A 22008-nucleotide genomic window follows, 5' to 3' on the forward strand; every position below is an offset into this window, starting at 1 on the left:
CACCTTCGCAACGGGAGTTACCATGGCTACACGTTCTACCATCATGGACACCAACAGTTTTCGTGCAGAGCACGCCGACGATTTGGATGCGGAAACCCGCAAGCTGACCGATAAACGCAGCAAAGTGTTGGGCGAGTCATATCGTCTGTTTTACCGCAAGCCAGTGCATCTGGTGCGCGGCGAAGGGCAATATTTATGGGATGCCGCTGGCCATAAATATCTTGATGTGTACAACAACGTGGCGAGCATTGGTCACTGCCATCCGGCGGTGATTGAGGCGGTCAATCAGCAGATGAAGATGCTGAACACCCATACGCGTTATCTGCATGAGCGCATTCTCGATTATACCGAAGCGCTGCTGGCGACCACACCGGATGCCATCGACCGCGCGATGTACATGTGCACCGGTTCGGAAGCCAACGATTTGGCGATTCGCGTAGCGCGTGCCTTCAGCGGCGGCACCGGCATTATTGTGTCGCAGGAGGCCTATCACGGCACCAGCGATCTCACGTCGGGGGTTTCACCGGCGCTCGGCAGCGGACAGCCGTTAGCAGCAACCACGCGTCTGGTGCCGCCGCCGGATGCCTATCGCGTCAATGCGCCCGATCTCGGCGAGTGGTTTGCCAATGAAATCCAAAAGCAGATCGACGATATGAAAGCCCACGGTATTAAGTTTGCCGGCTTCCTCGCTGATTCCATCTTCTCTTCAGATGGTGTGCTGCCTAACCCGCGCGGCTTCTTGCAGAAAGCGGTCGATGTGGTGCATGCCAACGGCGGGATTTTTATCGCCGATGAAGTGCAGCCAGGCTTTGGCCGTACCGGCGATGCGTTCTGGGGCTTTGCACGCCACGGCGTGGTGCCGGATGTGGTCACCACCGGCAAGCCAATGGGCAACGGTATTCCTGTTTCCGGCCTGCTGGCGAAAAGCGATGTGCTGGCGGCGTTTAGCGATGAAATTCCTTACTTCAACACCTTTGGCGGTAATCCGGTGGCAATGGCCGCCGCGCAGGCGGTGTTGACGGTGATTAAAGAAGAGGACCTGCAGGAGCATAGCCGCGTAGTCGGGGCTAAGCTGTTGAGCGAATTGCAGAAACTGATGGATCGTCATGAATCAATTGGCGACGTGCGCGGCGCCGGGCTGTTTATTGGTTTCGAACTGGTGCAAGACCGCGCCAGCAAAACGCCGGATAAAGCGCTGGCGCTGGATTTGATTGAGAAACTGCGTGAGCACCGCGTGCTAACGTCAGTTGCGGGCCCGTACGGTAACGTGCTGAAGCTGCGTCCGCCGTTGGCGTTCCAGGAGGCGGATATCGATTGGCTGGTAGGGGCGCTGGATAAGTCGCTGAGCGAGCTGGGACGATAGAACGATCGTCATAAATAAGGTGCGATTATTAACAAGGTCGCCATGAATGGCGACCTTACGAATTTTGTAGGGTGGTCATTTATGGCCACCTCATTCTCAGACTGTGGCGGTTTCAGCGGCGAAAATGCGCTCCATCTTTTGCCACGCCTGCGCTACATCGTCATGCAGATTAAATAATCCCGATGTGCCCACGATAAACACATCAACGCCCGACGCCGCAATCTGCTTGAAGGTGCGCGCATTGCACGAACCATCAATTTCGGTCAGATAGTGATAACCCTGCTCTTCACGCATCGCAATCAGCTGGCGGATCTTATTCAGCGTTTCCGGTATAAATTTCTGTCCAGCAAAGCCGGGATCTACTGACATCACCGTTACTTTATCCAGCAGATGCGCGTATTCACGAATGGTTTCCGCTGGGGTTGCCGGATTTAACACCACGCCGCAACGCCGTCCGGCCTCTTTAATCTGCGTAAGTAAACGGAAGATTTTATTATTGGCGGTTTCGGGGTGAAAGCTAATAATATCCGCACCCGCCTCAATGCACATTGGAATAATATCTTCCGGATGATTCACCATTAAATGCACATCAATCGGCACTTCAGTAATTTTACGTAGGTTCTCAATAAAGAACGGCGATAGGGTAATATTTTTGACGTAGCTGCCATCCATAATATCGACATGATAAAACGCAGCGGTGCTATTCATCGCCTCCACTTGCTCGCGGAAGCGGGTAAGGTCCATGCACATTAATGACGGCGAAAATTTTGCACTCATAACTCTTTCCTCATTACAAAAACAGCGCCCGCAGGCGCTGTTGATGACATCAATGGAAGAACGAAATAATGTGGCCGAGCACGATACCGACAATGCCGAAGTCCGCGTCACCAAAGGTTGTGGAGGCGAAGCCGAGGTCACCCATCATCGGCAGCAGAATCGCGGGCAGGAAGGAGATCAGTAACCCTTGCACAAAGGCGCCGATCACCGCACCACGACGTCCGCCGGTGATATTGCCGTAGACGCCAGCGGTGGCACCGCAGAAGAAGTGTGGCACCAGGCCGGGAACGATCACGCTCAGACCAAACAACGGGCACAGGAACATGCTGATCAAACCGGCGGAGAAGCTCGACAGGAAACCGATGATCACCGCATTAGGCGCGAACGGGAACACCGTTGGGCAATCCAATGCCGGCTTGGCGTTAGGCACCAGTTTATCGGCAATGCCTTTGAAGGCGGGGACGATCTCCGCAATCACCATACGTACGCCGGCCAGGATAATGTAGACGCCGGCCGCAAAGGTAATCGACTGGATGATGGCGAACACAATGTAGTTCTGGCCGCCACTGATGGTTTCGGTAAACGCTTTACCGGCGACCAACACCAGCGCGATGAACAGAATCATCATGGTCAGCGAAATTGCTACCGATGAATCGCGCAGGAAGTTGAGCGTTTTTGGTACCTTCAACTCTTCAATCGACGGGCTGCCTTTACCGACCACTTTACCTACCAGTGCAGAGAGCAGGTAACCGGTGGAGCCAAAGTGGCCGAGCGCCAGATCGTCCGAATTGGTAATCTTGCGCGTAAAGGGCTGCAGAATTGCCGGGCACACCACCATCATGGTGCCGAGAATCAGTGATCCAATTACGACTAACCAGAATCCGTGCACACCACCCACTGACAGGATTACCGCCAGCATCGCCGACATATACAGAGTATGGTGGCCGGTCAGGAAGATGTATTTCAGCGGCGTAATGCGTGCCAGCAGAATGTTCACCAACATGCCGAACACCATGATCATCGCGGTTTCCGTGCCGTAGCTTTTCTGCGCCAGCGCCGCCATTGCGTCGGTGTTTGGCACCACACCCTGAATATTAAACGAGTGTTCAAAGAGTTGGCTAAAAATGGTCAGTGTGGCCGCAATTAAATTGGCCCCGGCGATGAGAATAACAAAACCCATAATGGTTTTAAGCGTACCGGAAATAACATCAGAGACCGGTTTCTTTTGCAATAATAAACCAAACAGGGAAAAAAGGCCGACAAGTATAGCGGGTGTTCCAAGAACATCCTTAATAATAAATTGCAGCATAACTTACTCCGTGGTGAGTAAAGTTTTCGGGGTGTTGTGTTGTTATATATTCTCAGCCAGGATTTCTTTAATTTTGGCATTATCCAGCAGGTTAGTCAGGCCAACCACTTTCGCGCTGTGCCCCGCTAACTGATCGGCAATATCTTTGGCGGCAATAATTAAATCGGCATGTTCAGATTTCGCAGAGGTTAAATCGGTATGACCGACTTCGGCTTCTTTGCCTAATTCCGCTACAATCTTCTTCACATTCATTTCAACAATGAAGCTGCTACCTAAACCATTGCCACACACAATCAGGATTTTTTTCATCGTAGGGTTCTCTGGTGATTAATTTTGAATGACAGCGTTTATGGCTGACAGAGTAGAAGCCGACAGCAGCTGCTGCAGGCGAGATTCGTCACTAAATACCTCCGCTAATGCGGTGATCATTTGAATATGATCGTCGCCTGATACCGCGCATAGCATGATGACGACATACACAGGATCGTTTTCATCTGCCTGAAAACTCACACCCTTTTTCACGTGCAGCAGCGACAAGCCATTTTTCTGCGCACCCTGTTCCGGACGAGCATGTGGCATCGCTAGTCCCGGAGCCAGCACGTAGTAGGGGCCCAGTTCTGCATGCGAGGTGAAGATGGCATCAAGATAAGCCGGACTGATTGCCCCTTCCGCCAGCAGCGGTTCAGCGGATAAGCGCACCGCTTCCTGCCAGTTGCTGACCTGCTCTACGACACGAATATGTTGTGGCGTTAGCCATTGAGTGAGCATCAGTAATTCCTCTTTATTCTTCGATGGGGTGCAATGTAGGTTATTTTCTCGCCCATTTTCTGTGATGATTGTCGCAAAAGTTAGCGCTAACACTGAGATTGTTAAAAAACGTGTTATCGCTAACATTTTCATGTGATGGGTTTGTCATTGTTGCAAGCACCTGACATGCTCACGCATTCTGGCGAGTTCGCGGGTGAGGGATGACCGAATCTGTGGTTTTTAACATGGCGCGTTAACAATTTTGGTTTTAAGCTGCGTCCTGGCACAAGCGGTGAGTAATGCAGGAGAGTGCATGACAGAAAAAAAACGGCGCAGTACCGGCAAAAGCACCCTGGCCGATGTTGCCCGTTTGGTGGGCGTAAGTACCATGACCGCATCGCGCGCGCTGCGCATGCCGGAGAAGGTTTCGCCTGACATTCGCGCCAAAATTGATGCGGCGGTCATTGAGTTGTCGTACGTGCCTAACGTGCAGGCAAGCAATCTGGCATCGGCAACTTCGCGGCTGATCACCATGGTGGTGCCCTCATTTGCCACGCCGGGCAGTACCATTGTTTCGGAAGCGCTGCAGGAAGTGCTGCGTCCACAGGGTTACAACATGATGCTGGCAGAAGCCAACCATTCGGCTGCGGAAGAGAGCGAACTGATCGAAATGCTGCTCTCTTATAATCCGGCGGCGATGGTGCATTTCAATTTCGATAACGCTGCCGAGGCGCATCGTTTGCTGAGCAATTCCGGGCTGCCGGTGATGGATATTGGCGGCGTACATCAGGATTCGGCGGGGATCAGCATTGGCGTCGATTACGCCAAAGCGATTCGCCAGCTGGTGCAGAGCCTGGTAGAGCGTGGCTATCGCAACCTCGGCTTGCTCTGCACCCAAAGTAACAACACCATCTTTCGCCAGCTGCTGAATGGCTGGCACAGCGGCATGTTAGCGCTGAATCAAGCGCCACATCGCGTGGTAACGTCACCGAAGATGCCGACCTTTGCTGCGGGACATAGCCTGCTGGCCGAGATCCGCATGACCTGGCCCGAACTGGATGTATTGATTTGCACCAGCGATGAAGTTGCCTGCGGTGCCATTATGGCGTGTCATGCGGCAGGGCTCTCGATTCCCAGCCAGTTAGCGATTGCCAGCATCGGAGGGGGGCCGTTAGCGGCAGTGTGTTCGCCACCGCTTACCAGCATTGTGCTGCCGTATGAAGAGATGGGGCGGACAGCGGGCAAACGTCTGCTGTCGGCGCTTAAGGGCGACGAGCCACCTGCTATCAATGAGCTGCCGGTTCAACTCAAATTGCGCGCCAGCACGCATAAGGTGTAGCGGTAAGTGCGCACCTTTTCCCAGATTCATCAAATCCTTATCAATTCTAAGGCATTGATAACCCTTTTACGGATCATGTTTTTAACTATAATGATCCGACTGCTTACGCGGCACACCCAGTGAGGTAGTGCTGCAAAACACTAAATGGAGAGGAAGAACATGAGTTATTCACTGCCATCCCTGCCGTATGCCTACGACGCACTGGAACCGCACTTCGACAAGCAGACGATGGAAATCCATCACACTAAACACCACCAGACCTACGTTAACAACGCTAACGCCGCGCTGGAAGGTACCGAATTTGCCAACCTGCCGGTAGAAGAGCTGATCACCAAACTGGATCAGCTGCCAGCAGATAAAAAAGGTCCACTGCGTAACAACGCGGGCGGCCATGCCAACCACAGCTTCTTCTGGAAAGGTTTGAAGCTGGGCACCTCGCTGCAGGGCGACCTGAAAGCAGCAATCGAAAAAGATTTCGGTAGCGTTGAAGCTTTCCAGGCTGAGTTTGAGAAAGCCGCTACCACTCGCTTCGGCTCAGGCTGGGCGTGGCTGGTGAAAAAAGGCGACAAACTGGCTGTGGTTTCTACCGCAAACCAGGACAGCCCGCTGATGGGTGAAGCCGTCGCTGGCGTTTCAGGTTTCCCAATCATCGGTTTAGACGTGTGGGAACACGCTTACTACCTGAAGTATCAGAACAAACGTCCTGATTACATCAAAGCATTCTGGAACGTTGTGAACTGGGACGAAGCTGCAGCGCGTTTTGCTTCTGCTAAATAAGTTCTGGCTAACGCCCGCAATATAGGTAACCGGTGGAGTTGTTCACCGGTTTTTTTTCGCTTTAATTAAACCATTCCTAAACGACGCGGATATTTTTCCGCACGATTATTACGCTGCGAAAGCTATTAACCTGCCGTTGATAATTTGGGGCATATAGTAGCGATAATTTGTCTCGCAAAGCCTAAATAATCATGTCTATTATCACAACTTCTGTGACGAATAATGATTCGTCAGCATCACTGTTTTTGCCATTAATTAGTGGGAAGTTCAGACCGGATAAATTATGGAATAGCAGTAGTTTCCGCACAAAATTTGCCTTAAGGTCGTTGGTATTTCCTATTACTACCTTCAGTTACCTTAATAAATTAGCGAAGTTACCAGCGCTGCCGCAATTATTGAGCCTACAAGGCCTGCTGCCGGCCAAACCTCATCGTCCCTACTTGCGCGCAGGTTTTAGCGTTGCGCAGCGCGCGCAGGCCATCATCGATCACTATATGTTGATGGACCAGCTGGATAACGCAACCTTGCGCCAGCTTTTGCAGAGTCCGGGCGACAATTTGCTGGCCAATTTAAGCGGCAAAAATGATGAGTCATTTTTGATTTATTGCTGTCCGGGCCGCTTCGACCGTGAAGGTGAAATTACACTGGAGTTGCGTTACGAAACCCAGTTAATTGCGTCTCTCTCGTTCTCTATTATTGGTGAGCGCCAGAAGCGCACCTTATTAATCGGTGGTTTACAGGGGCCGCGTAAACATATCTCTAACGATGTGATTCGCGATGCCACGAAAGCCGCACACGGCATATTCCCAAAACGTCTGCTGATGGAAGCCGTATTTAACCTGGCGGAGCAGTGTGGCGTAGAAGCGATAACTGCCGTTGGTGATACCACACACGTGTTCCGCAGCCTGCGCTATCGTCACAGCAAGAGCGACAAGTTTTTTGCGAGCTACAGCGAGTTTTGGCTATCTCTGGGCGGGGTGATGCGGTCGGATGAGCTGTTTATGCTGCCTTTGCGCGCAGAGCGGAAAGAGTTGGAAGAGATTGCCAGCAAGAAGCGCGCCGAGTACCGCCGTCGCTATGCCTTGCTGGACAGCCTAAATGAACAAGTTCATCAGGCGGCAGGCATCCAACGCGACGTCTCACACGCCGCGTAAGTCATGATTAGAACGGCTGCTTCGCGTAGCCGGTCATCACTTTTAGTCCCATCTCACGTCCGAGCGCGGTCATTGGGTGCACTACCACCAGGCCGCGCACACTTTTCTTGAATGCGCCCATGTTGGCCTGCTCTTTTTTGGTAATTTCGCGGCTAAAGCCCAGCTTCTGCAGCTGTTGCGCTTCTTTGCTTAGCTTCTCTGTACGTACACCACGCAGGCGCTCAATTTCCAGCTCCAGCTTCTCTTTTTCACGCAGCAGCTCTCCGAGCTTTTCGGCATCGCCAGACGCTAACAGCGGGGCTTCTTTGCGGTTGAGTGCGTCCAGCTGATCGCTGAGAAGTTTGATCTCGGCTTTTTCTTTTTCTTTCATTGGGGGAAACTCGTTAAGGAAAACAGGGAAAGGATACACAAATCTGCGCCGTTTTGCAGCGTGGAGCGTAGGGTGCGCATTCATGCGCACCTGGTCACCATGAATGGCGACCCTACAGTAGTTTGGCGAGGTTTTCATAGGGTGCGCATTCATGCGCACCTGGTCGCCATGAATGGCGACCCTACAGTGGTTTGGTGAGGTTTTCGTAGGGGCGCATTCATGCGCACCTGGTCACCATGAATGGCGTCCCTACAGTGGCTTGGCGAGGTTTTCGTAGGGGGCGCACTCATGCGCGCCTGGTCACCATGAATGGCGACCCTACACCGCCGGCTTTTTAAACACCTGTTTGTGCGAGATGCGGGAAATCAGCTCGGTCAGCGACAGCACCATGGTTGATCGTACCATTTGCAGATAACGCTGCTGCTGCATTGACCGGAGTTGATCGTCATCGCGGTTGAAATCCGGCTGCGGCGGCCAGGCGACCACGCAGTGCAATTCGCCAAACGGTCCAAGGATCTCATCGTCAGTAAAACGATAATCGCTGATGTCATGATTCAGTTCCTCGCGCAGCGCCAGCAGCAGTTCACAGTCTTCATACTCATGCCGGTTGATGACGCCAAGGCCGTAAATCAACTTGAGACGAACGGAGAGTTCGCCCAGCGGACCATCACCGAGCAGCAGCGGTTCTACCGCATATTTAACCGCGTAATCGTCCTTACGAAACACTTGCAGCACCAGCAGGTTAACCGCTTCGGTCAGCAGTTCAACGGCGGCGATCAGAAAGCTTCTCACCGAACGACCGGCATTCAGGCGCTCAAGCACCCGGTTTTCAAAAGCCTGCTTCTCTTCCATTATTGCCTGCATCGTTCAGCTACCGCCAACGGGCACGAAGACGTGCCCGAGTTAACCACTAAAGGGCGCGCATTATGCCATAGCGTTGTAAGCGCTCACCACTGAGGTGACCACATCGCTATTGGCATCCAGGCCGGAAATCTCAGCCAGCGTGGCCTGCGGGCCTTTTTCTGCCAGCAAAGCGACCAGCTCTTGCGCTTGCGGATCGGCTTCGCTGCGATAGTGCATCGCGGCGGCGATGCCCTGCACCAGATTGTCGTGAGACAGCTGATACTCCAGCGTGCCCAGCGTTGGCTTGATCAGGCGATCGCCCGCACTCAGCTTACGCAGCGGCTGACGGCCAACGCGCTCAACGTCATCTTTCAGGTAGGGGTTTTCGAAACGACTGAGGATCTTCTGGATGTAAGCCGCATGTTTATCGGCTTCAAAACCATAGCGCTTAATCAGTACCGCACCACTTTCCTGCATGGCACCTTGCACGATGGCACGGACTTTCTTATCCAGAATCGCATCACGAATGGTCGCGTGACCTGCAAGTTGGCCGAGATAAGCGGTGATCGCATGGCCGGTGTTGAGGGTGAACAGCTTGCGCTCAACGAATGCCATCAGATTATCGGTCAGTTCCATGCCTGGGATATTCGGCAGCTCGCCTTTGAACTGGGTTTTATCAACAATCCACTCGCTGAAGGTTTCAACGGTGACTTCCAGCGGATCGGTGGTGCCGGCTTCTGACGGCGGGACGATGCGGTCTACCGCAGAATCAACGAAACCAACGTGCGCTTCTACCCATGCGTGATACTGCTCTGGCAGGGCTTTCAGCACGTGCTGTTTCAGCTGGCTGGTACCGCGCACCATATTTTCACAGGCGATGATATTTAGCGGGCGGACGTTACCGCTGTCGCTGCGTTTGGCCAGACCTTTAGCCACGCCACCGGCGATGCGTTCCAGAATTTGCGGACCAACCGCAGTCGTCACAATATCCACTTCAGCAATCAGCGTAACGATATCGTCGCTGGTGCTGTTTACGGCGCTAACGCCTTTTACGATTTCGACTTTCGCCTGCTCGCCAACCACATGAACCGGATACTCATGACGGGCGTTAAGGGCATCAAGCACCACCTGATTGACGTCAGCAAACACCAGCTCGATTCCGGCATCTGCCAGCAACTTACCGATAAAACCGCGACCGATGTTACCTGCTCCAAAATGTAACGCTTTCATAAATTTGACCCATATCAAATGACGAAAGGGCGGGCAAGTCCGCCCCGGAAATGTGGGACGGGCTTACCCGCCCCAGGGAAGGTAAAACGTGCTGTTACGCTTTAACGGTGCTGCCTGAGAGCAGATCCAACACGTCCTGCACGCTGGTGGTGTTTGCCAGCTTCTCAATCACGCTGTCATCGTCCAGTGCGTTGGTCAGGCTGGTAATCACCTGAATGTGCTCATTGTTACGAGCGGCGATACCGATCACCAGACGCGCTACATCTTCTGACTCTTCGCCAAACTGTACACCTGCCGGATACTGGCAGAACACCACGCCGGTTTTCAGCACGCGATCTTTCGCTTCCACGGTACCGTGCGGCACAGCGATCGACTCACCCAGGTAAGTTGGCGTCAGCTTCTCGCGTTCCAGCATCGCTTCAACGTATTCCGGCTGGACGTAGCCGCCTTTCACCAGCTGCTCACCGGCAAAACGAATCGCCTGCTCTTTATGCGTGGCGCTCAGGCCGAGGAACACGTTATCTGCGCCCAGTTTGAACAGGTGCGCGTTGCCTTCGTCGTAGCTGTCCGCCAGTGTGGTCTGCACGGTTTCACGATGTGCTTCACTGCGATTAGCGGCAACCAGACGTTCAGTCAGATTGCTGTACAGCGCGCTATCAAGGAAGTTGTTCAGCGAAATATGCTGCGCCTGTGGCGCCTGGCGCATCGCACGTTCCGTCAGATCGCGGTGGGTAATCACCAAATCGACATCGCCCGGCAGCGAGTTAATCGCGCTGTTAGTGACAGAGATATTGCTCAGGCCGGCGTCCTGCACTTTCTTACGCAGAACACCTGCACCCATCGCACTTGACCCCATACCGGCGTCACAGGCCACGATGATTTTGCGCACGTGGTTCAGGTCAACGCTCATCGCATCGCCAGCGACCGGTGAACCCGCAACGGCCTGGCCTTTTGACTGCGCTTTCATATCTTTCATGCGCTGAGTCGCGGCTTCGATATCGTCATCTTCTTTCACTTTGCTGGTTTTCAGCAGGATTGAAGAGACCACGAAGGAGACAGCAAAGGCTGCGATAATTGCCGCGATGTTAGCGAAGTAGGCACCTTTTGGCGTCATCGCCAGTACCGCCAGGATGGAACCTGGAGATGCCGGCGAAACCAGACCGCCGTTCAGCAGCGTCAGGGTGAATACGCCAGTCATACCACCGAGGATAACCGCCAGCAGCAGACGCGGCGCCATCAGCACGTACGGGAAGTAGATTTCGTGGATACCGCCGAGGAAGTGGATAATCGCTGCACCACCTGCAGATTGTTTGGCGCTACCGCGACCAAAAATCATGTAGGCAACCAGCACACCCATACCCGGACCTGGGTTGGCTTCAATCAGGAAGAAGATTGATTTGCCCGCCTCGCTCGCCTGTTGGATACCCAGCGGAGAGAAGATACCGTGGTTGATGGCGTTATTGAGGAACAGGATTTTCGCCGGTTCAACAAAGATGGAGGTCAGTGGCAGCAGGTTGTTCTGCACCATCAGGTTCACGCCAGCGGCGAGAATGTGTGACAGACCTTCAACCAGTGGACCGATCGCCAGGAACGCCAGCAGCGCCAGCAGCATCCCGATGATACCGGCCGAGAAGTTGTTCACCAGCATCTCGAAGCCGCTTTTGATCTTGCCATCTACCACGCGGTCAAAGGATTTGATCGCCCAGCCGCCCAGCGGACCGGCAATCATTGAGCCAAGGAACATCGGCATATCGGCACCGACGATCACGCCCATGGTGGTGATTGCACCCACCACGCCACCGCGATCGCCGCCTACCAGACGTCCACCGGTGAAACCAATCAGCAGCGGCAGCAGGTAAGTGATCATTGGGCCGACGAGTTTCGCCAGCGTTTCGTTTGGAATCCATCCGGTTGGGATGAACAGCGCAGTGATGATACCCCAGGCGATAAACGCACCGATGTTAGGCATCACCATATTACTCAGAAAGCGACCAAAGCTCTGAACCTTGACCTTTACTGATGAGGACATAAACCCACCCCTTATTGAGACGCGCTGCAATAAGAGAGCGCGTTTGTTTTTGTTTGAACGTTACGGCGGGGGCCGTGGCATTACTGTATGCAGGCGGACTCTAGCACTAGTTTATTACGCTGCGTAGAGCACGGGCTTAGTGTGATGCAGATCACGCTAATTTGGGGTGGTGAGGGGGCTATAAGGTGACATCGATCACAAAAAAGAGCTGTAAGAAAGCAACGATGACGGATTTTTAAGCAAAACAAGGTGATGAATGTGACTTGAATCACCTTTTATTGGCGTTGGTTTGTTGTGTAAATGTGATCTTTGTCACAAACAATTTGTGGTCGAAAATGCGTCAGATCACACTATCGTGCAGCAGAAAAGCGCGCTGTAAGGAAGTGACGAAAATCTGAAAAGAGGTGAACCCATCAGGAGACGAGCAAGGGCGGTTTGTAGGGCCGCCCTTTATGGCGTAATGCCACTGAATTAAGCAAAAAAAGGGCTTTTTATGCAGGTGCGCATGAATGCGCACCCTACGAAAACCCGGCTATATCCACGTAGGGTCACCATTCATGATGACCGATTCACGCTTAACTAACGGGTATTACGCCATTTATGGCGACTCCGGAAAATGACTCAACGTTTTACAAACCGCCTTGCACCGCGTTTTGCGCTTGTGTGAGCGCCTGCGCGTTACTGGAAAGATTGCTCATTAGCGTGTTGTACTGCGTCGCCTGATCTTGCGTTGGGAATTGCACGCCGCCGTCATTAAAGGTAACGCGTGCGCCTTGCGATTGCAGATAATCCCCGGTTTGCACTGCCGCCTGGCTTAATGCCTGCAGCTGCGGCAGTAGCGGAATCAGCGTGCTGGCCGGCTGTGTAACGACTTTAGCGAAGGCGGCATCGTAAACTTTTTTCAGATCGTCCGGCTGCTTCAGCGTGGCTTTGCTGCTGTCGGCCTGCATTTTGGCGCTCTGAATCTGCTGTGTCAGCACACTCAAATTACTGCTCGCCTGGCGCAGGCTGTCACGGCGGGTTAAATAATCCTGCGGTACACGAATCGCAGCCAATTCATCGACAACGGGACGCATACCTTGATCAATTGCCTGGTTCGCCTGCTGTGAGAAGCCATACAGGATGGCGTAATCGCTGGCGTAGTTACCGAAGGTCTGCTTCTGGTTTTCACTCAGGCTGGGCAGATGCTCGCCGCTACGCATCACGGTATTTTGAAGGAAATCACTGAAAGCTTTACGCTGATCGCCCTCTTTGTCGCCACAGGCGGTGAGTTGCAACACCACCAATGCGCTGACCATCAGCATGCCGGTACGCATCCAGATGCGGGATAATCCTGACGCCATAATTCAACTCCTGTGATAATGGCTTTCTCCCATCCTATTCCAAGCCAATGCTCGAATTATTCGGGATTAAAATTTTTGCGAAAATGGTCCTAAAGAATAGTGCAATGATCTGGTGTGTACAACGGGCGCACCGGGCAAATTAAAACACCAGCGCCTGTCCATCTTTGCGGCTTTCCGTTGCGGCGATATAGAAGCCTTGTGGATCGCGAACAATCGCCTGCGCGCCGCCGAAGTTATAGCCGAGAAGGGGATCTTCGAGCGTGATCAGATGCCCCATTTCACGTAATTTTGCCAACGCGTTGCGATCGATACCCGGTTCGACCACCACTGAACGCCCTTGCTCAACGCGCCAGCGCGGCGCATCAATCGCCGCCTGCGGGTTTTGTTTATGCTGCATGATGCGCAGCGCCAGCTGCAGATGGCCTTGCGCCTGCATTGGACCGCCCATCACGCCAAACGACATCAGCGGCTGTCCCGCAGCATCTAAAGCAAACGCCGGAATAATGGTGTGGAACGGACGTTTACCGCCTGCCACCACGTTTGGATGTTGCGCATCGAGCGAGAACCCACAGCCGCGGTTTTGCAGACTGATGCCGGTGCCTGGCACCACCACGCCCGAGCCAAAGCCCATAAAGTTGGATTGTATAAAGGAAACCATCATGCCACTGGCATCGGCGGTGGAAACATAGACCGTGCCGCTCTGCTGCGGTGCGCCAAAGGTAAAATCTCCGGCTTTATCAGGATCGTTCAGCTGTGCACGTTGCTGAAGATAGCGATCGCTCAACAGCAGTTCGGCAGGGAATTCAAGGTGATCGTAATCGCTGACGTAGCGATCCAGATCGACCAGCGCCAGTTTCATCGCCTCAATAGAGAGATGCAACCACGGCACCGAATCCGGCGTATAGCGGCCAATATCCCATTGCTCGAGAATGCCCAGCGCAATCAAGGTGGCGATGCCCTGGCCATTGGGGGGCAGTTCCTGCACCGATCCACCGGCAAACGGACGCGACAGCAGATCAACCCAATCGGCGCAATGGTTATCCAGGTCAGACATACTGAGGGATGCGCCGTGCTGTTTGGCAAACGCCACCATCTTTTCGGCGAGTTCGCCGCGATAGAAAGCTTCGCCACGCGTTTCGGCGATTTTTTGCAAGGTAGTGGCTTGCGCCGGATTACGGAAGAGCTCACCGGCGCGTGGCGGCCGGCCATCGGGCGCAAAACACTCGGCGAAGCCGGGTTGATCTTTCAGTTTGTTATAGCCGCGCTGCCATAGGTGACCTATCAGCGGCGAAACCGGGAAACCTTCACGTGCATACGCTATCGCCGGCTGTGCCAGCGTGGTGAGCGGCAGGGTGGCAAAGCGTTCAGCCAGGGTTACCCAAGCCGATACCGCGCCAGGCACCGTGACGGATTCCCAACCGATTTCCGGCATCGCGTTATATCCGGCGAAACGTGCTGGGCTCCATGCCGCCGGTGAACGTCCTGAAGCATTCAATCCATGCAGCTGTTTGCCATCCCAGATAATGGCAAAAGCATCGCTACCGAGGCCGTTGCCCGTCGGCTCTAACACCGTGAGCGCCATTGCGCTGGCGATTGCGGCATCTACCGCATTGCCACCCTGTTGCAGCATGCGAATACCTGCCTGTGCTGCAAGCGGCTGCGAGGTAGCAACCGCGTTGCGGCCCATCATGGGTACGCGGTGTGAGGCATAGCTGGCGGTAAAATCCAAATCGCTCATAACCCTTTCTCTTTGCGTCATGCTGGTGCGGGAACGCTGCAGCGCTGTGCAGCACCATGAATGTGGGGGATAAGTGTTTAATAATAAGTCAGATAATTCATGTTGATAGCGAATTGGCACTTTTTTTGAATAGATTTTAATCAAGGCACTGCTTAACGCTACTGACTCGTAGTTTTAGGCACTGGTTGGGTAGCAAGTGCTGGTGGGTCAATCGGTTATGATGATCGATCGGGTAATGGCATAAGAAAGAATAAAAAATAATCAGGAATCAAGCAGCAAAGTCGGGGATCTGACCCATACTTAGAAACCCGGACAATTGTTGCATTGCCCTGGCATCTTTTTGCAGTGCACAACAGGCTGTGTCCCGCATCGGTTTAATAATAACTCCGCGATACAACCTAAACGGGTCGGTTTCAGCACCATTTGGTGCTTACGTCTCTACTTTCACGTGCTTCATAGTGAGTTTTTAAGGAGTTCTCTATGGAATTTAAAGATCCAATGGTCGAGTTGCTCAGCAGCCTTGAGCAGATTGTTTTGACACGTGATGCTCAGCCTTCCGTATCAGAAATTACACTCAATCAGGCTTCAGTTCCCGAGCCGCAGCGTTTACGCGAGATGACCGGCATGCAGGTGGATGAATTCGCCCGCGTGATGGGGGTGAGCGTCTCGTCAGTTAAAAGCTGGGAGGCGCAACGTACGCGCCCTTCCGCTACGGCGCGCAAACTGATGAAGCTGCTGCAAGCAAACCCCTATCTGGGGCGTCAACTGCTGGAGTAATACCAGGCTTTATTTGGTGCTCCAACCCGCCTATACGGCGGGTTTTTTAATTTACGTCGCTATACTTCGCCGCCTGTTTCACGAACCAGCTTTCCGGCACGCTGTGCGGCGGCTGTGCTAATTGAGCAAGACCCTGCTTAATTGTCTGTTCCGCCTGCTGCCACAAATGCCGATCCCCTTCGCGCAATAGTTGAATCTGAATCTGTTTTTCAACCAGATAGACGCGGGCAAAGTGAGCATCGTATTGCACGATGGCGCGGGTGTTATCGATGATATCGGCCAGTTTGATGGTTTGCGCCTCGGGTGAGGCCGCAGCGGTATGACGAAAATGCGCCAGCTTACGAGCGGCACGATTTTTTGCGGCGGGCTGCTCGCTGTCAGTGAGCATATCCACCAGTTCAGCCACCCGCGCGCCGAAATGACGTTCAATGTCTTCTAAAGTGGTGGGGGTATCTTCAACCGTATCATGCAGCCAGGCGGCGGCAATCATCTGTTCGTCATCGGTAACGCTCCGTACCAGTTCGGCGACGGCAGCGGGGTGAACAATGTAAGGTTCATCCGTATATTTACGGCGCTGGCCCGCAGCAGCATGCGCTTCTGTGGCATAACGGCGCGCTTGCTCTTCCAGTGAATCTCGCATATTCCACTCTCCCAGAGAAAGATTGCTTGCAATTATCTAGCGCGCTATCTATATTGAACCTCATGAACAGTAATCAAGATGACAAAAAAGTGAAGCAGGCGCCACTTCAGTTAGATCAGCAGCTCTGCTTTGCGCTGTACTCGGCGAATCTCGCGATGCACAAAGTCTATCGTCAGCTGCTGTCAACGCTGGAGATTACCTATCCGCAATATCTGGTCATGTTGGTGCTGTGGAATCAGGATGATGTCACGGTATCGGAGATTGGCGAGCAGCTGTTTCTTGATTCGGCAACGCTGACGCCGCTATTGAAACGTCTGGAAAGCGCCGGCTTATTGCGCCGCCAGCGTTCACGTCAGGATGAACGCCAGGTGGTGGTAACGCTAACCGATGAGGGGCGTGCGTTACGTGCCAAAGCCGCAAGTATTCCGGAAGCCATTCAGTGCGCGACCGCCTGCGATGATGATGCGATGGCGTTGCTGAAAGGCCAGTTGGACGATTTGCGCGACAGTTTGTCTCGCGCTAAGTAATTCGGGAAGTCGCTGTCTCGACATCCCACACCATGAAGTTCAGGCTTGCGCATAATAAGTAGTGCGCGATTATATAGCGAATTAATGAGGTTATTATGTCTTTAGAGAAAGTTGTTTACACTGCAAAAGCTAAAGCTACCGGTGGTCGTGATGGTCGTGCTACTTCTTCAGATAACGTGCTGGATGTAAAACTGGGCGTGCCAAAAGAGATGGGTGGCGCAGGCGGCGAAGTGACTAATCCAGAGCAGCTGTTTGCTGCGGGTTATTCGGCGTGTTTCCTTGGCGCGATGAAATTTGTTGCCAGCCGCGATAAAATTACCCTGCCAAAAGAGGCGTGGATTGAAGGTGAAGTGGGCATCGGCCCGATCCCGAACGGTTTCGGTATTGAGGCCAAACTGAATATCCATCTGCCAGACATGGATGCTGCCGAAGCACAGAAACTGGTTGATGCGGCGCACATTGTTTGCCCTTATTCCAATGCTACGCGCGGCAACATTGACGTAACGCTGAACATCATCAACTAATTGATGTTGATAAAATAAAAGGCTCCTGCGGGGGCCTTTTTCACGTCTGAATATAACGCCGATTGGTCCGATGAAAAAATTTTTCTGGTCTAACCATTGGTTAAATGTTCTACTGCTCCGCTTCGCGTCATCGCCCTATCGCCAATCAGAATCGTCCCGATCCTGCACGTTGCGTCACGCTTTTTCCGCGGTTTAGCGAACTCTACTGCCTTTAAATAGTCACATAACGGTTGATACAACGACACCAGGTCGGGAATAAATATTTTCATGAATTATATTAAAAGTTTAACGCAGCAAAAGCTGTCACTGCTGCTTGCTTTGTATCTCGGCATCTTATTGAATTTGCCGATATTTTATCGCCGTTTTGACGGTTTTTTAACCCAATCGACGCTCTCTAACTGGCTCTCTGCTGCCGCGGAAGTGATGGCGGCCGTGTTGCTGACTTTCTTCCTGATGCGCTTGCTGTCGCTGGGCGGTAAATGGGCTTATCGCGTTCTGGCCAGCCTAATTGTGGTGATTTCGGTTGCTGCAGCCTATTACATGGCGTTCTTCAATGTGGTGATCGGCTACGGCATCATTGCTTCGGTGATGACTACCGATGTCGATCTCTCTAAAGAAGTGATTGGCCTGCGTTTCGTGCTGTGGATGGTGCTGGTGAGTGCGCTGCCGCTGTTGCTAATTTGGAGTAATAACCTTAGCCAAACGCTAATCGAACAGTTGAAAACGCCGGGTCAACGTCTTAAACCCGTCGTGATTCTGTTGCTGAGCGTGGCGCTGGTGTGGCTGCCTATTCGCTATTTTGACAAGTTGCAGAAAGTTAACGAAGAGATCACTAACATCGATTTGCCGAGTTACGGCGGGGTCGTAGCGCACTCCTATCTGCCATCAAACTGGATCGCGGCGCTAGGACTGTTCGCCTGGACCAAAGTGGATGAAGAGTGGGATGGCAAAGAGCTGCTGGATCCGGCGAAGAAGTTCACCTACGTTGCGCCACCGGGCATTGACGATACTTATATGGTGTTTGTGATTGGTGAAACCACGCGCTGGGACCATATGGGGATGCTGGGCTACGATCGCGACACCACACCGAAATTGTCGAAAGAGAAAAACCTGGTCGCTTTCCGCGGCGAATCATGTGATACCGCTACCAAGCTCTCGCTGCGCTGCATGTTTGTGCGCGAAGGCGGCACCATGGACAACCCAGGCCGCACGTTGAAAGAACAAAACATTTTTGCGGTACTGAAAGAGCTGGGCTTCACCTCTGAGCTGTTCGCTATGCAGAGTGAAGTGTGGTTCTACGATAATGCAGACACCAACAACTTCTCATTCCGTGAGCAGATTGGTTCTGAGAAGCGCAATCAGGGCAAAGCGGTGGATGACATGCTGCTAGTGCCTGAACTGCAAGCCTCGCTGCAGCGTTTCCCGAAAGGTAAGCATGTAGTGATTCTGCATACCAAAGGTTCGCACTACCTTTATTCCCAGCGCTACCCGCGTGATTTCGCGCGCTATAAACCAGAGTGCATGGGGGTTGATGAAACCTGCAGTAAAGCGCAGTTGATCAATGCTTATGACAACTCCGTTTTATACGTGGATACCATGCTGGATAGCGTGCTCGATCAGCTGCGTGATAAGAAGGCGATAGTGTTCTACGCCGCTGACCACGGTGAATCGATCAGCGAGAATATGCATCTGCACGGTACCCCGCGCGAGATGGCACCGCCAGAGCAGTTCCGCGTGCCGATGATTGTCTGGGCTTCCGATAAGTATCTGGCAGACCCAACCAACCGCAGCAACTTCGAGCGCTTGCAGGCGCAGCAGCGCGTAGGTAAAACGCATCGTCATGTTGAGCTGTTTGATACGATTTTAGGTTGCCTCGGTTATACCTCTCCAGATGGTGGGATTAAAGCTGCCAATAACTGGTGTCAGGCACCTGCGGGCGCACCGGCTAAAACGCTGTAATATTTACCTGGAAGCTATTGAGCAGCAGGGCTTTTTAAGGCACTGCTTGCTTTCCAGGCGATCGGGCGGAATTTAGGTAAAAGGGATTGACGCTTTTTTAGCAGCGCAGTAATATGCGCCCCCATCGGCGAGTAGCGCAGCTTGGTAGCGCAACTGGTTTGGGACCAGTGGGTCGGAGGTTCGAATCCTCTCTCGCCGACCATCTTTGAAGAAACCTGCTTTTATAAGCAGGTTTTTTTTCGTCTGTCATTTGGACGGGATCGCTGCACCTTTCCTGAGCAACGCAGCGGGCAAACAGCAAAAGCCGTAAATACACCCTTTCCGCCAGCTAAACGCTAAATACTCAGTATTATGTCCACTTTACACGCTGCACCCCACGCCAAATCGAAGCCGCATGCTTAATTCGTGACACATTCTTCTTATGACCGGTTTATGCATCATGCTGATTTCTTATGCCATTTTACTAGCAGAATCCGCTGCCTGAACGTCATAACGCACGAAGAATCGTTCAGATATTCAGCATTTATCAATAACTTTTGTATGTTTTTTAGCGGTGATAATCACTGTCATTTGACTGTATAGCCAGATAATCACGCGGCATTGAGCGCTTTATCACCTTTTTTAATTTTGGCTTAGCGCCAGAAGGGTGTTTTTTATCGTTGCTTGCACTTACTCACACTCTGTGTAAATAACCCCACACTGTATTGACGTTCATTGCAACTGTTGACAAATTGATGCGTCAATCAAATGTAGAGACGGACGTGCCTGACAGATTCCACGGTGCCAGCGCAACAACTATAACCGCTCACATTTTGCTTACTCTTAATTGACCTGCCCGAACCGCATAAAAAAATCAGAGGTCGGGCGACGCACACAACATCACATCACAATGGAGCAAAACATGATCAACTCCCTGGCTAAATCCAGGATGCTGAAGGTCGGTCTCAGCCTGATTGCTATGACCGTTGCCGCTGGTGTCCAGGCGAAAACCCTCGTTTATTGTTCTGAAGGTTCGCCGGAAGGTTTCAACCCGCAGCTCTTCACTTCGGGCACCACCTACGACGCAAGCTCTGTACCGATCTACAACCGCTTGGTTGAGTTCAAAACCGGTACTACCGAGCTGCAGCCAGGTCTGGCAGAAAAATGGGATGTTAGCGCGGACGGTAAAACCTATACCTTCCATCTGCGCCAGGGCGTGAAGTGGCAAACCACCAAAGACTTCAAGCCAACCCGCACCTTCAATGCCGATGACGTCGTGTTCTCCTTCGAGCGTCAGCTCGACAAAAACAACAAATATCACGGTGTTTCTGGCGGCAGCTACGAATACTTCGAAGGCATGGACATGCCTAAGCTGATTGCCAAAGTCGAAAAAGTTGACGATTACACCGTACGCTTCACCCTGACCCGTCCAGAAGCGCCGTTCATCGCCGACCTCGGCATGGACTTCGCCTCAATTCTGTCAAAAGAATACGCCGACAACATGCTGAAAGCGGGCACGCCAGAGAAGCTGGACCTCAATCCAGTGGGCACCGGTCCGTTCGTACTGCAGCAGTACCAGAAAGATTCGCGCATTCTCTACAAAGCTAACCCAGACTTCTGGGGCACTAAGCCGAAGATTGATCGTTTAGTATTCTCCATCACACCAGATGCGTCAGTGCGTTATGCCAAACTGCAGAAAGGTGAGTGCCAGGTGATGCCGTACCCGAACCCGGCCGACATCGCCAGCATGAAGAAAGACGACAAAATTAACCTGCTGCAGCAGCCAGGTCTGAACGTTGGTTACCTGTCGTTCAACACCGAGAAAAAACCGCTGGATAACGTGAAAGTGCGTCAGGCACTGACCATGGCGGTAAACAAACAAGCCATCATCGATGCGGTGTATCAAGGCGCTGGTCAGCCAGCGAAAAACCTGATCCCACCAACCATGTGGGGCTATAACGATGATGTGAAGGATTACGCTTACGATCCTGAGAAAGCGAAAGCGCTGCTGAAAGAAGCAGGTATGCCGGATGGTTTCTCAATCGACCTGTGGGCCATGCCGGTTCAGCGTCCATACAACCCGAACGCACGCCGTATGGCGGAAATGGTTCAGGCTGACTGGGCGAAGATTGGCGTGAAAGCCAAAATCGTCACCTTCGAGTGGGGCGAGTACCTGAAGCGTGCTAAAGCCGGTGAACACCAGACCGTGATGATGGGCTGGACCGGTGATAATGGGGATCCGGATAACTTCTTCGCCACGCTGTTCAGCTGTGCAGCAGCGAAAGACGGTTCTAACTACTCACGTTGGTGCTACAAGCCGTTTGAAGATCTGATTCAGCCAGCACGTGCTGAAGCCGATCACAACAAACGTATTGAACTGTACAAACAGGCTCAGGTAGTGATGCATGACCAGGCACCAGCGCTGATCATCGCTCACTCAACCGTGTACGAGCCAGTGAGCAAGAAAGTATCGGGTTATGTGGTTGATCCATTAGGTAAACATCACTTCGAAAACGTCGATATCCAGGAATAACCTTTCGGATTATCGCGGTGAGGGCCAGCGCTGCTGGCCCTCGGGCGACC

General features: G+C 52.7%; 20 protein-coding genes and 1 tRNA gene. 10 read left to right on the top strand and 11 right to left on the bottom strand.

The features are described from left to right. Positions 1–22: 22 nt before the first annotated feature. Positions 23–1363 carry an aspartate aminotransferase family protein gene (locus AC07WB_RS00555; protein WP_494939877.1) on the top strand — a complete coding sequence of 447 codons (1341 nt, stop codon included), beginning with the start codon at positions 23–25 and terminating at the stop codon, positions 1361–1363. A gap of 96 nt (positions 1364–1459) precedes the next feature. Here the strand turns inward: AC07WB_RS00555 and alsE are convergent, their stop codons facing one another. The 4 genes from alsE to AC07WB_RS00575 are packed head-to-tail and all read right to left on the bottom strand — an operon-like array spanning position 1460 to position 4217. Next, entirely contained in the window at positions 1460–2140 is a 681-nt protein-coding gene (gene alsE / locus AC07WB_RS00560; protein WP_400458686.1) for a D-allulose 6-phosphate 3-epimerase, read from the bottom strand. Between the two features lie 49 nt (positions 2141–2189). Continuing rightward, positions 2190–3449, bottom strand: a complete 1260-nt coding sequence (gene ulaA, locus AC07WB_RS00565; protein WP_097095400.1) for a PTS ascorbate transporter subunit IIC — start codon at positions 3447–3449, stop codon at positions 2190–2192. 42 nt (positions 3450–3491) lie between these two features. Beyond that, complete coding sequence (locus AC07WB_RS00570) at positions 3492–3758, bottom strand: PTS sugar transporter subunit IIB (RefSeq protein WP_097095399.1); 267 nt, start codon at positions 3756–3758, stop codon at positions 3492–3494. Positions 3759–3776: 18 nt separating this feature from the next. Next, complete coding sequence (locus AC07WB_RS00575; protein ID WP_097095398.1) at positions 3777–4217, bottom strand: PTS sugar transporter subunit IIA; 441 nt, start codon at positions 4215–4217, stop codon at positions 3777–3779. A 292-nt stretch (positions 4218–4509) separates the two neighbouring features. Here AC07WB_RS00575 and AC07WB_RS00580 point away from each other — a divergent pair, with 292 nt between their 5' ends. The 3 genes from AC07WB_RS00580 to AC07WB_RS00590 all read left to right on the top strand — a co-directional run bounded on the left by AC07WB_RS00580 (position 4510) and on the right by AC07WB_RS00590 (position 7466). Continuing rightward, positions 4510–5535 (top strand): LacI family DNA-binding transcriptional regulator, encoded by a 1026-nt coding sequence (locus AC07WB_RS00580; protein ID WP_494939878.1) that lies wholly within the window; start codon positions 4510–4512, stop codon positions 5533–5535. Between the two features lie 159 nt (positions 5536–5694). Next, entirely contained in the window at positions 5695–6312 is a 618-nt protein-coding gene (gene sodA, locus AC07WB_RS00585; protein WP_007893384.1) for a superoxide dismutase [Mn], read from the top strand. A 191-nt stretch (positions 6313–6503) separates the two neighbouring features. Beyond that, a complete protein-coding gene (locus tag AC07WB_RS00590; RefSeq protein WP_494939879.1) occupies positions 6504–7466 on the top strand; it encodes a VirK/YbjX family protein in 963 nt (320 codons plus the stop codon). A gap of 7 nt (positions 7467–7473) precedes the next feature. Here the strand turns inward: AC07WB_RS00590 and AC07WB_RS00595 are convergent, their stop codons facing one another. From AC07WB_RS00595 to AC07WB_RS00620, 6 genes are all read right to left on the bottom strand, one after another. Continuing rightward, the gene (locus AC07WB_RS00595; RefSeq protein ID WP_097095395.1) at positions 7474–7836 is read right to left on the bottom strand and encodes a YibL family ribosome-associated protein; all 363 of its coding nucleotides are present in this window, start codon (positions 7834–7836) and stop codon (positions 7474–7476) included. Positions 7837–8154: 318 nt separating this feature from the next. Then, positions 8155–8700, bottom strand: a complete 546-nt coding sequence (mtlR, locus tag AC07WB_RS00600; protein WP_176519138.1) for a mannitol operon repressor MtlR — start codon at positions 8698–8700, stop codon at positions 8155–8157. Positions 8701–8760: 60 nt separating this feature from the next. Beyond that, on the bottom strand, positions 8761–9909 hold the full coding sequence (gene mtlD, locus AC07WB_RS00605) for a mannitol-1-phosphate 5-dehydrogenase (protein ID WP_097095393.1): 1149 nt from the start codon (positions 9907–9909) through the stop codon (positions 8761–8763). A gap of 94 nt (positions 9910–10003) precedes the next feature. Further along, entirely contained in the window at positions 10004–11938 is a 1935-nt protein-coding gene (locus AC07WB_RS00610) for a PTS mannitol transporter subunit IICBA (RefSeq protein ID WP_400458693.1), read from the bottom strand. Between the two features lie 629 nt (positions 11939–12567). After that, a complete protein-coding gene (locus AC07WB_RS00615) occupies positions 12568–13281 on the bottom strand; it encodes a DUF3053 domain-containing protein (protein WP_097095392.1) in 714 nt (237 codons plus the stop codon). A 139-nt stretch (positions 13282–13420) separates the two neighbouring features. Then, the gene (locus AC07WB_RS00620) at positions 13421–15019 is read right to left on the bottom strand and encodes a gamma-glutamyltransferase family protein (RefSeq protein ID WP_494939880.1); all 1599 of its coding nucleotides are present in this window, start codon (positions 15017–15019) and stop codon (positions 13421–13423) included. Positions 15020–15499: 480 nt separating this feature from the next. Here AC07WB_RS00620 and AC07WB_RS00625 point away from each other — a divergent pair, with 480 nt between their 5' ends. Next, positions 15500–15796 carry an HTH-type transcriptional regulator gene (locus AC07WB_RS00625; protein ID WP_007893362.1) on the top strand — a complete coding sequence of 99 codons (297 nt, stop codon included), beginning with the start codon at positions 15500–15502 and terminating at the stop codon, positions 15794–15796. A gap of 46 nt (positions 15797–15842) precedes the next feature. Here AC07WB_RS00625 and AC07WB_RS00630 read toward each other — a convergent pair whose 3' ends face one another. After that, positions 15843–16436: an HD domain-containing protein gene (locus AC07WB_RS00630; RefSeq protein ID WP_097095389.1), complete on the bottom strand. Its 594-nt coding sequence runs from the start codon at positions 16434–16436 to the stop codon at positions 15843–15845. 62 nt (positions 16437–16498) lie between these two features. On the opposite strand from AC07WB_RS00630, the gene AC07WB_RS00635 reads away from it, so the two are divergent. The 5 genes from AC07WB_RS00635 to dppA all read left to right on the top strand — a co-directional run bounded on the left by AC07WB_RS00635 (position 16499) and on the right by dppA (position 21958). Further along, complete coding sequence (locus tag AC07WB_RS00635) at positions 16499–16963, top strand: MarR family winged helix-turn-helix transcriptional regulator (RefSeq protein ID WP_097095388.1); 465 nt, start codon at positions 16499–16501, stop codon at positions 16961–16963. Between the two features lie 95 nt (positions 16964–17058). Next, positions 17059–17487 (top strand): organic hydroperoxide resistance protein, encoded by a 429-nt coding sequence (locus tag AC07WB_RS00640; RefSeq protein ID WP_494939881.1) that lies wholly within the window; start codon positions 17059–17061, stop codon positions 17485–17487. A gap of 267 nt (positions 17488–17754) precedes the next feature. After that, the gene (eptB, locus tag AC07WB_RS00645) at positions 17755–19446 is read left to right on the top strand and encodes a kdo(2)-lipid A phosphoethanolamine 7''-transferase (RefSeq protein ID WP_097095386.1); all 1692 of its coding nucleotides are present in this window, start codon (positions 17755–17757) and stop codon (positions 19444–19446) included. A 125-nt stretch (positions 19447–19571) separates the two neighbouring features. Further along, positions 19572–19648, top strand: a tRNA-Pro gene (locus AC07WB_RS00650). 699 nt (positions 19649–20347) lie between these two features. Continuing rightward, entirely contained in the window at positions 20348–21958 is a 1611-nt protein-coding gene (gene dppA, locus AC07WB_RS00655) for a dipeptide ABC transporter periplasmic-binding protein DppA (RefSeq protein WP_494939882.1), read from the top strand. Positions 21959–22008 lie beyond the last annotated feature (50 nt).

It is taken from the genome of Pantoea sp. GW821-FHT03E06 (assembly GCF_059420725.1).

Excerpts from the sequence above, each read along its gene's own strand:
- AC07WB_RS00595 (WP_097095395.1), bottom strand. The coding sequence starts at position 7,836 with ATGAAAGAAAAAGAAAAAGCCGAGATCAAACTTCTCAGCGATCAGCTG.
- alsE (WP_400458686.1), bottom strand. The coding sequence starts at position 2,140 with ATGAGTGCAAAATTTTCGCCGTCATTAATGTGCATGGACCTTACCCGC.
- AC07WB_RS00580 (WP_494939878.1), top strand. The coding sequence starts at position 4,510 with ATGACAGAAAAAAAACGGCGCAGTACCGGCAAAAGCACCCTGGCCGAT.
- AC07WB_RS00570 (WP_097095399.1), bottom strand. The coding sequence starts at position 3,758 with ATGAAAAAAATCCTGATTGTGTGTGGCAATGGTTTAGGTAGCAGCTTC.
- AC07WB_RS00620 (WP_494939880.1), bottom strand. The coding sequence starts at position 15,019 with ATGAGCGATTTGGATTTTACCGCCAGCTATGCCTCACACCGCGTACCC.
- AC07WB_RS00610 (WP_400458693.1), bottom strand. The coding sequence starts at position 11,938 with ATGTCCTCATCAGTAAAGGTCAAGGTTCAGAGCTTTGGTCGCTTTCTG.
- AC07WB_RS00555 (WP_494939877.1), top strand. The coding sequence starts at position 23 with ATGGCTACACGTTCTACCATCATGGACACCAACAGTTTTCGTGCAGAG.
- AC07WB_RS00575 (WP_097095398.1), bottom strand. The coding sequence starts at position 4,217 with ATGCTCACTCAATGGCTAACGCCACAACATATTCGTGTCGTAGAGCAG.
- sodA (WP_007893384.1), top strand. The coding sequence starts at position 5,695 with ATGAGTTATTCACTGCCATCCCTGCCGTATGCCTACGACGCACTGGAA.
- ulaA (WP_097095400.1), bottom strand. The coding sequence starts at position 3,449 with ATGCTGCAATTTATTATTAAGGATGTTCTTGGAACACCCGCTATACTT.
- AC07WB_RS00635 (WP_097095388.1), top strand. The coding sequence starts at position 16,499 with ATGAACAGTAATCAAGATGACAAAAAAGTGAAGCAGGCGCCACTTCAG.
- mtlR (WP_176519138.1), bottom strand. The coding sequence starts at position 8,700 with ATGCAGGCAATAATGGAAGAGAAGCAGGCTTTTGAAAACCGGGTGCTT.
- AC07WB_RS00640 (WP_494939881.1), top strand. The coding sequence starts at position 17,059 with ATGTCTTTAGAGAAAGTTGTTTACACTGCAAAAGCTAAAGCTACCGGT.
- AC07WB_RS00630 (WP_097095389.1), bottom strand. The coding sequence starts at position 16,436 with ATGCGAGATTCACTGGAAGAGCAAGCGCGCCGTTATGCCACAGAAGCG.
- AC07WB_RS00615 (WP_097095392.1), bottom strand. The coding sequence starts at position 13,281 with ATGGCGTCAGGATTATCCCGCATCTGGATGCGTACCGGCATGCTGATG.
- dppA (WP_494939882.1), top strand. The coding sequence starts at position 20,348 with ATGATCAACTCCCTGGCTAAATCCAGGATGCTGAAGGTCGGTCTCAGC.
- mtlD (WP_097095393.1), bottom strand. The coding sequence starts at position 9,909 with ATGAAAGCGTTACATTTTGGAGCAGGTAACATCGGTCGCGGTTTTATC.
- AC07WB_RS00625 (WP_007893362.1), top strand. The coding sequence starts at position 15,500 with ATGGAATTTAAAGATCCAATGGTCGAGTTGCTCAGCAGCCTTGAGCAG.
- eptB (WP_097095386.1), top strand. The coding sequence starts at position 17,755 with ATGAATTATATTAAAAGTTTAACGCAGCAAAAGCTGTCACTGCTGCTT.
- AC07WB_RS00590 (WP_494939879.1), top strand. The coding sequence starts at position 6,504 with ATGTCTATTATCACAACTTCTGTGACGAATAATGATTCGTCAGCATCA.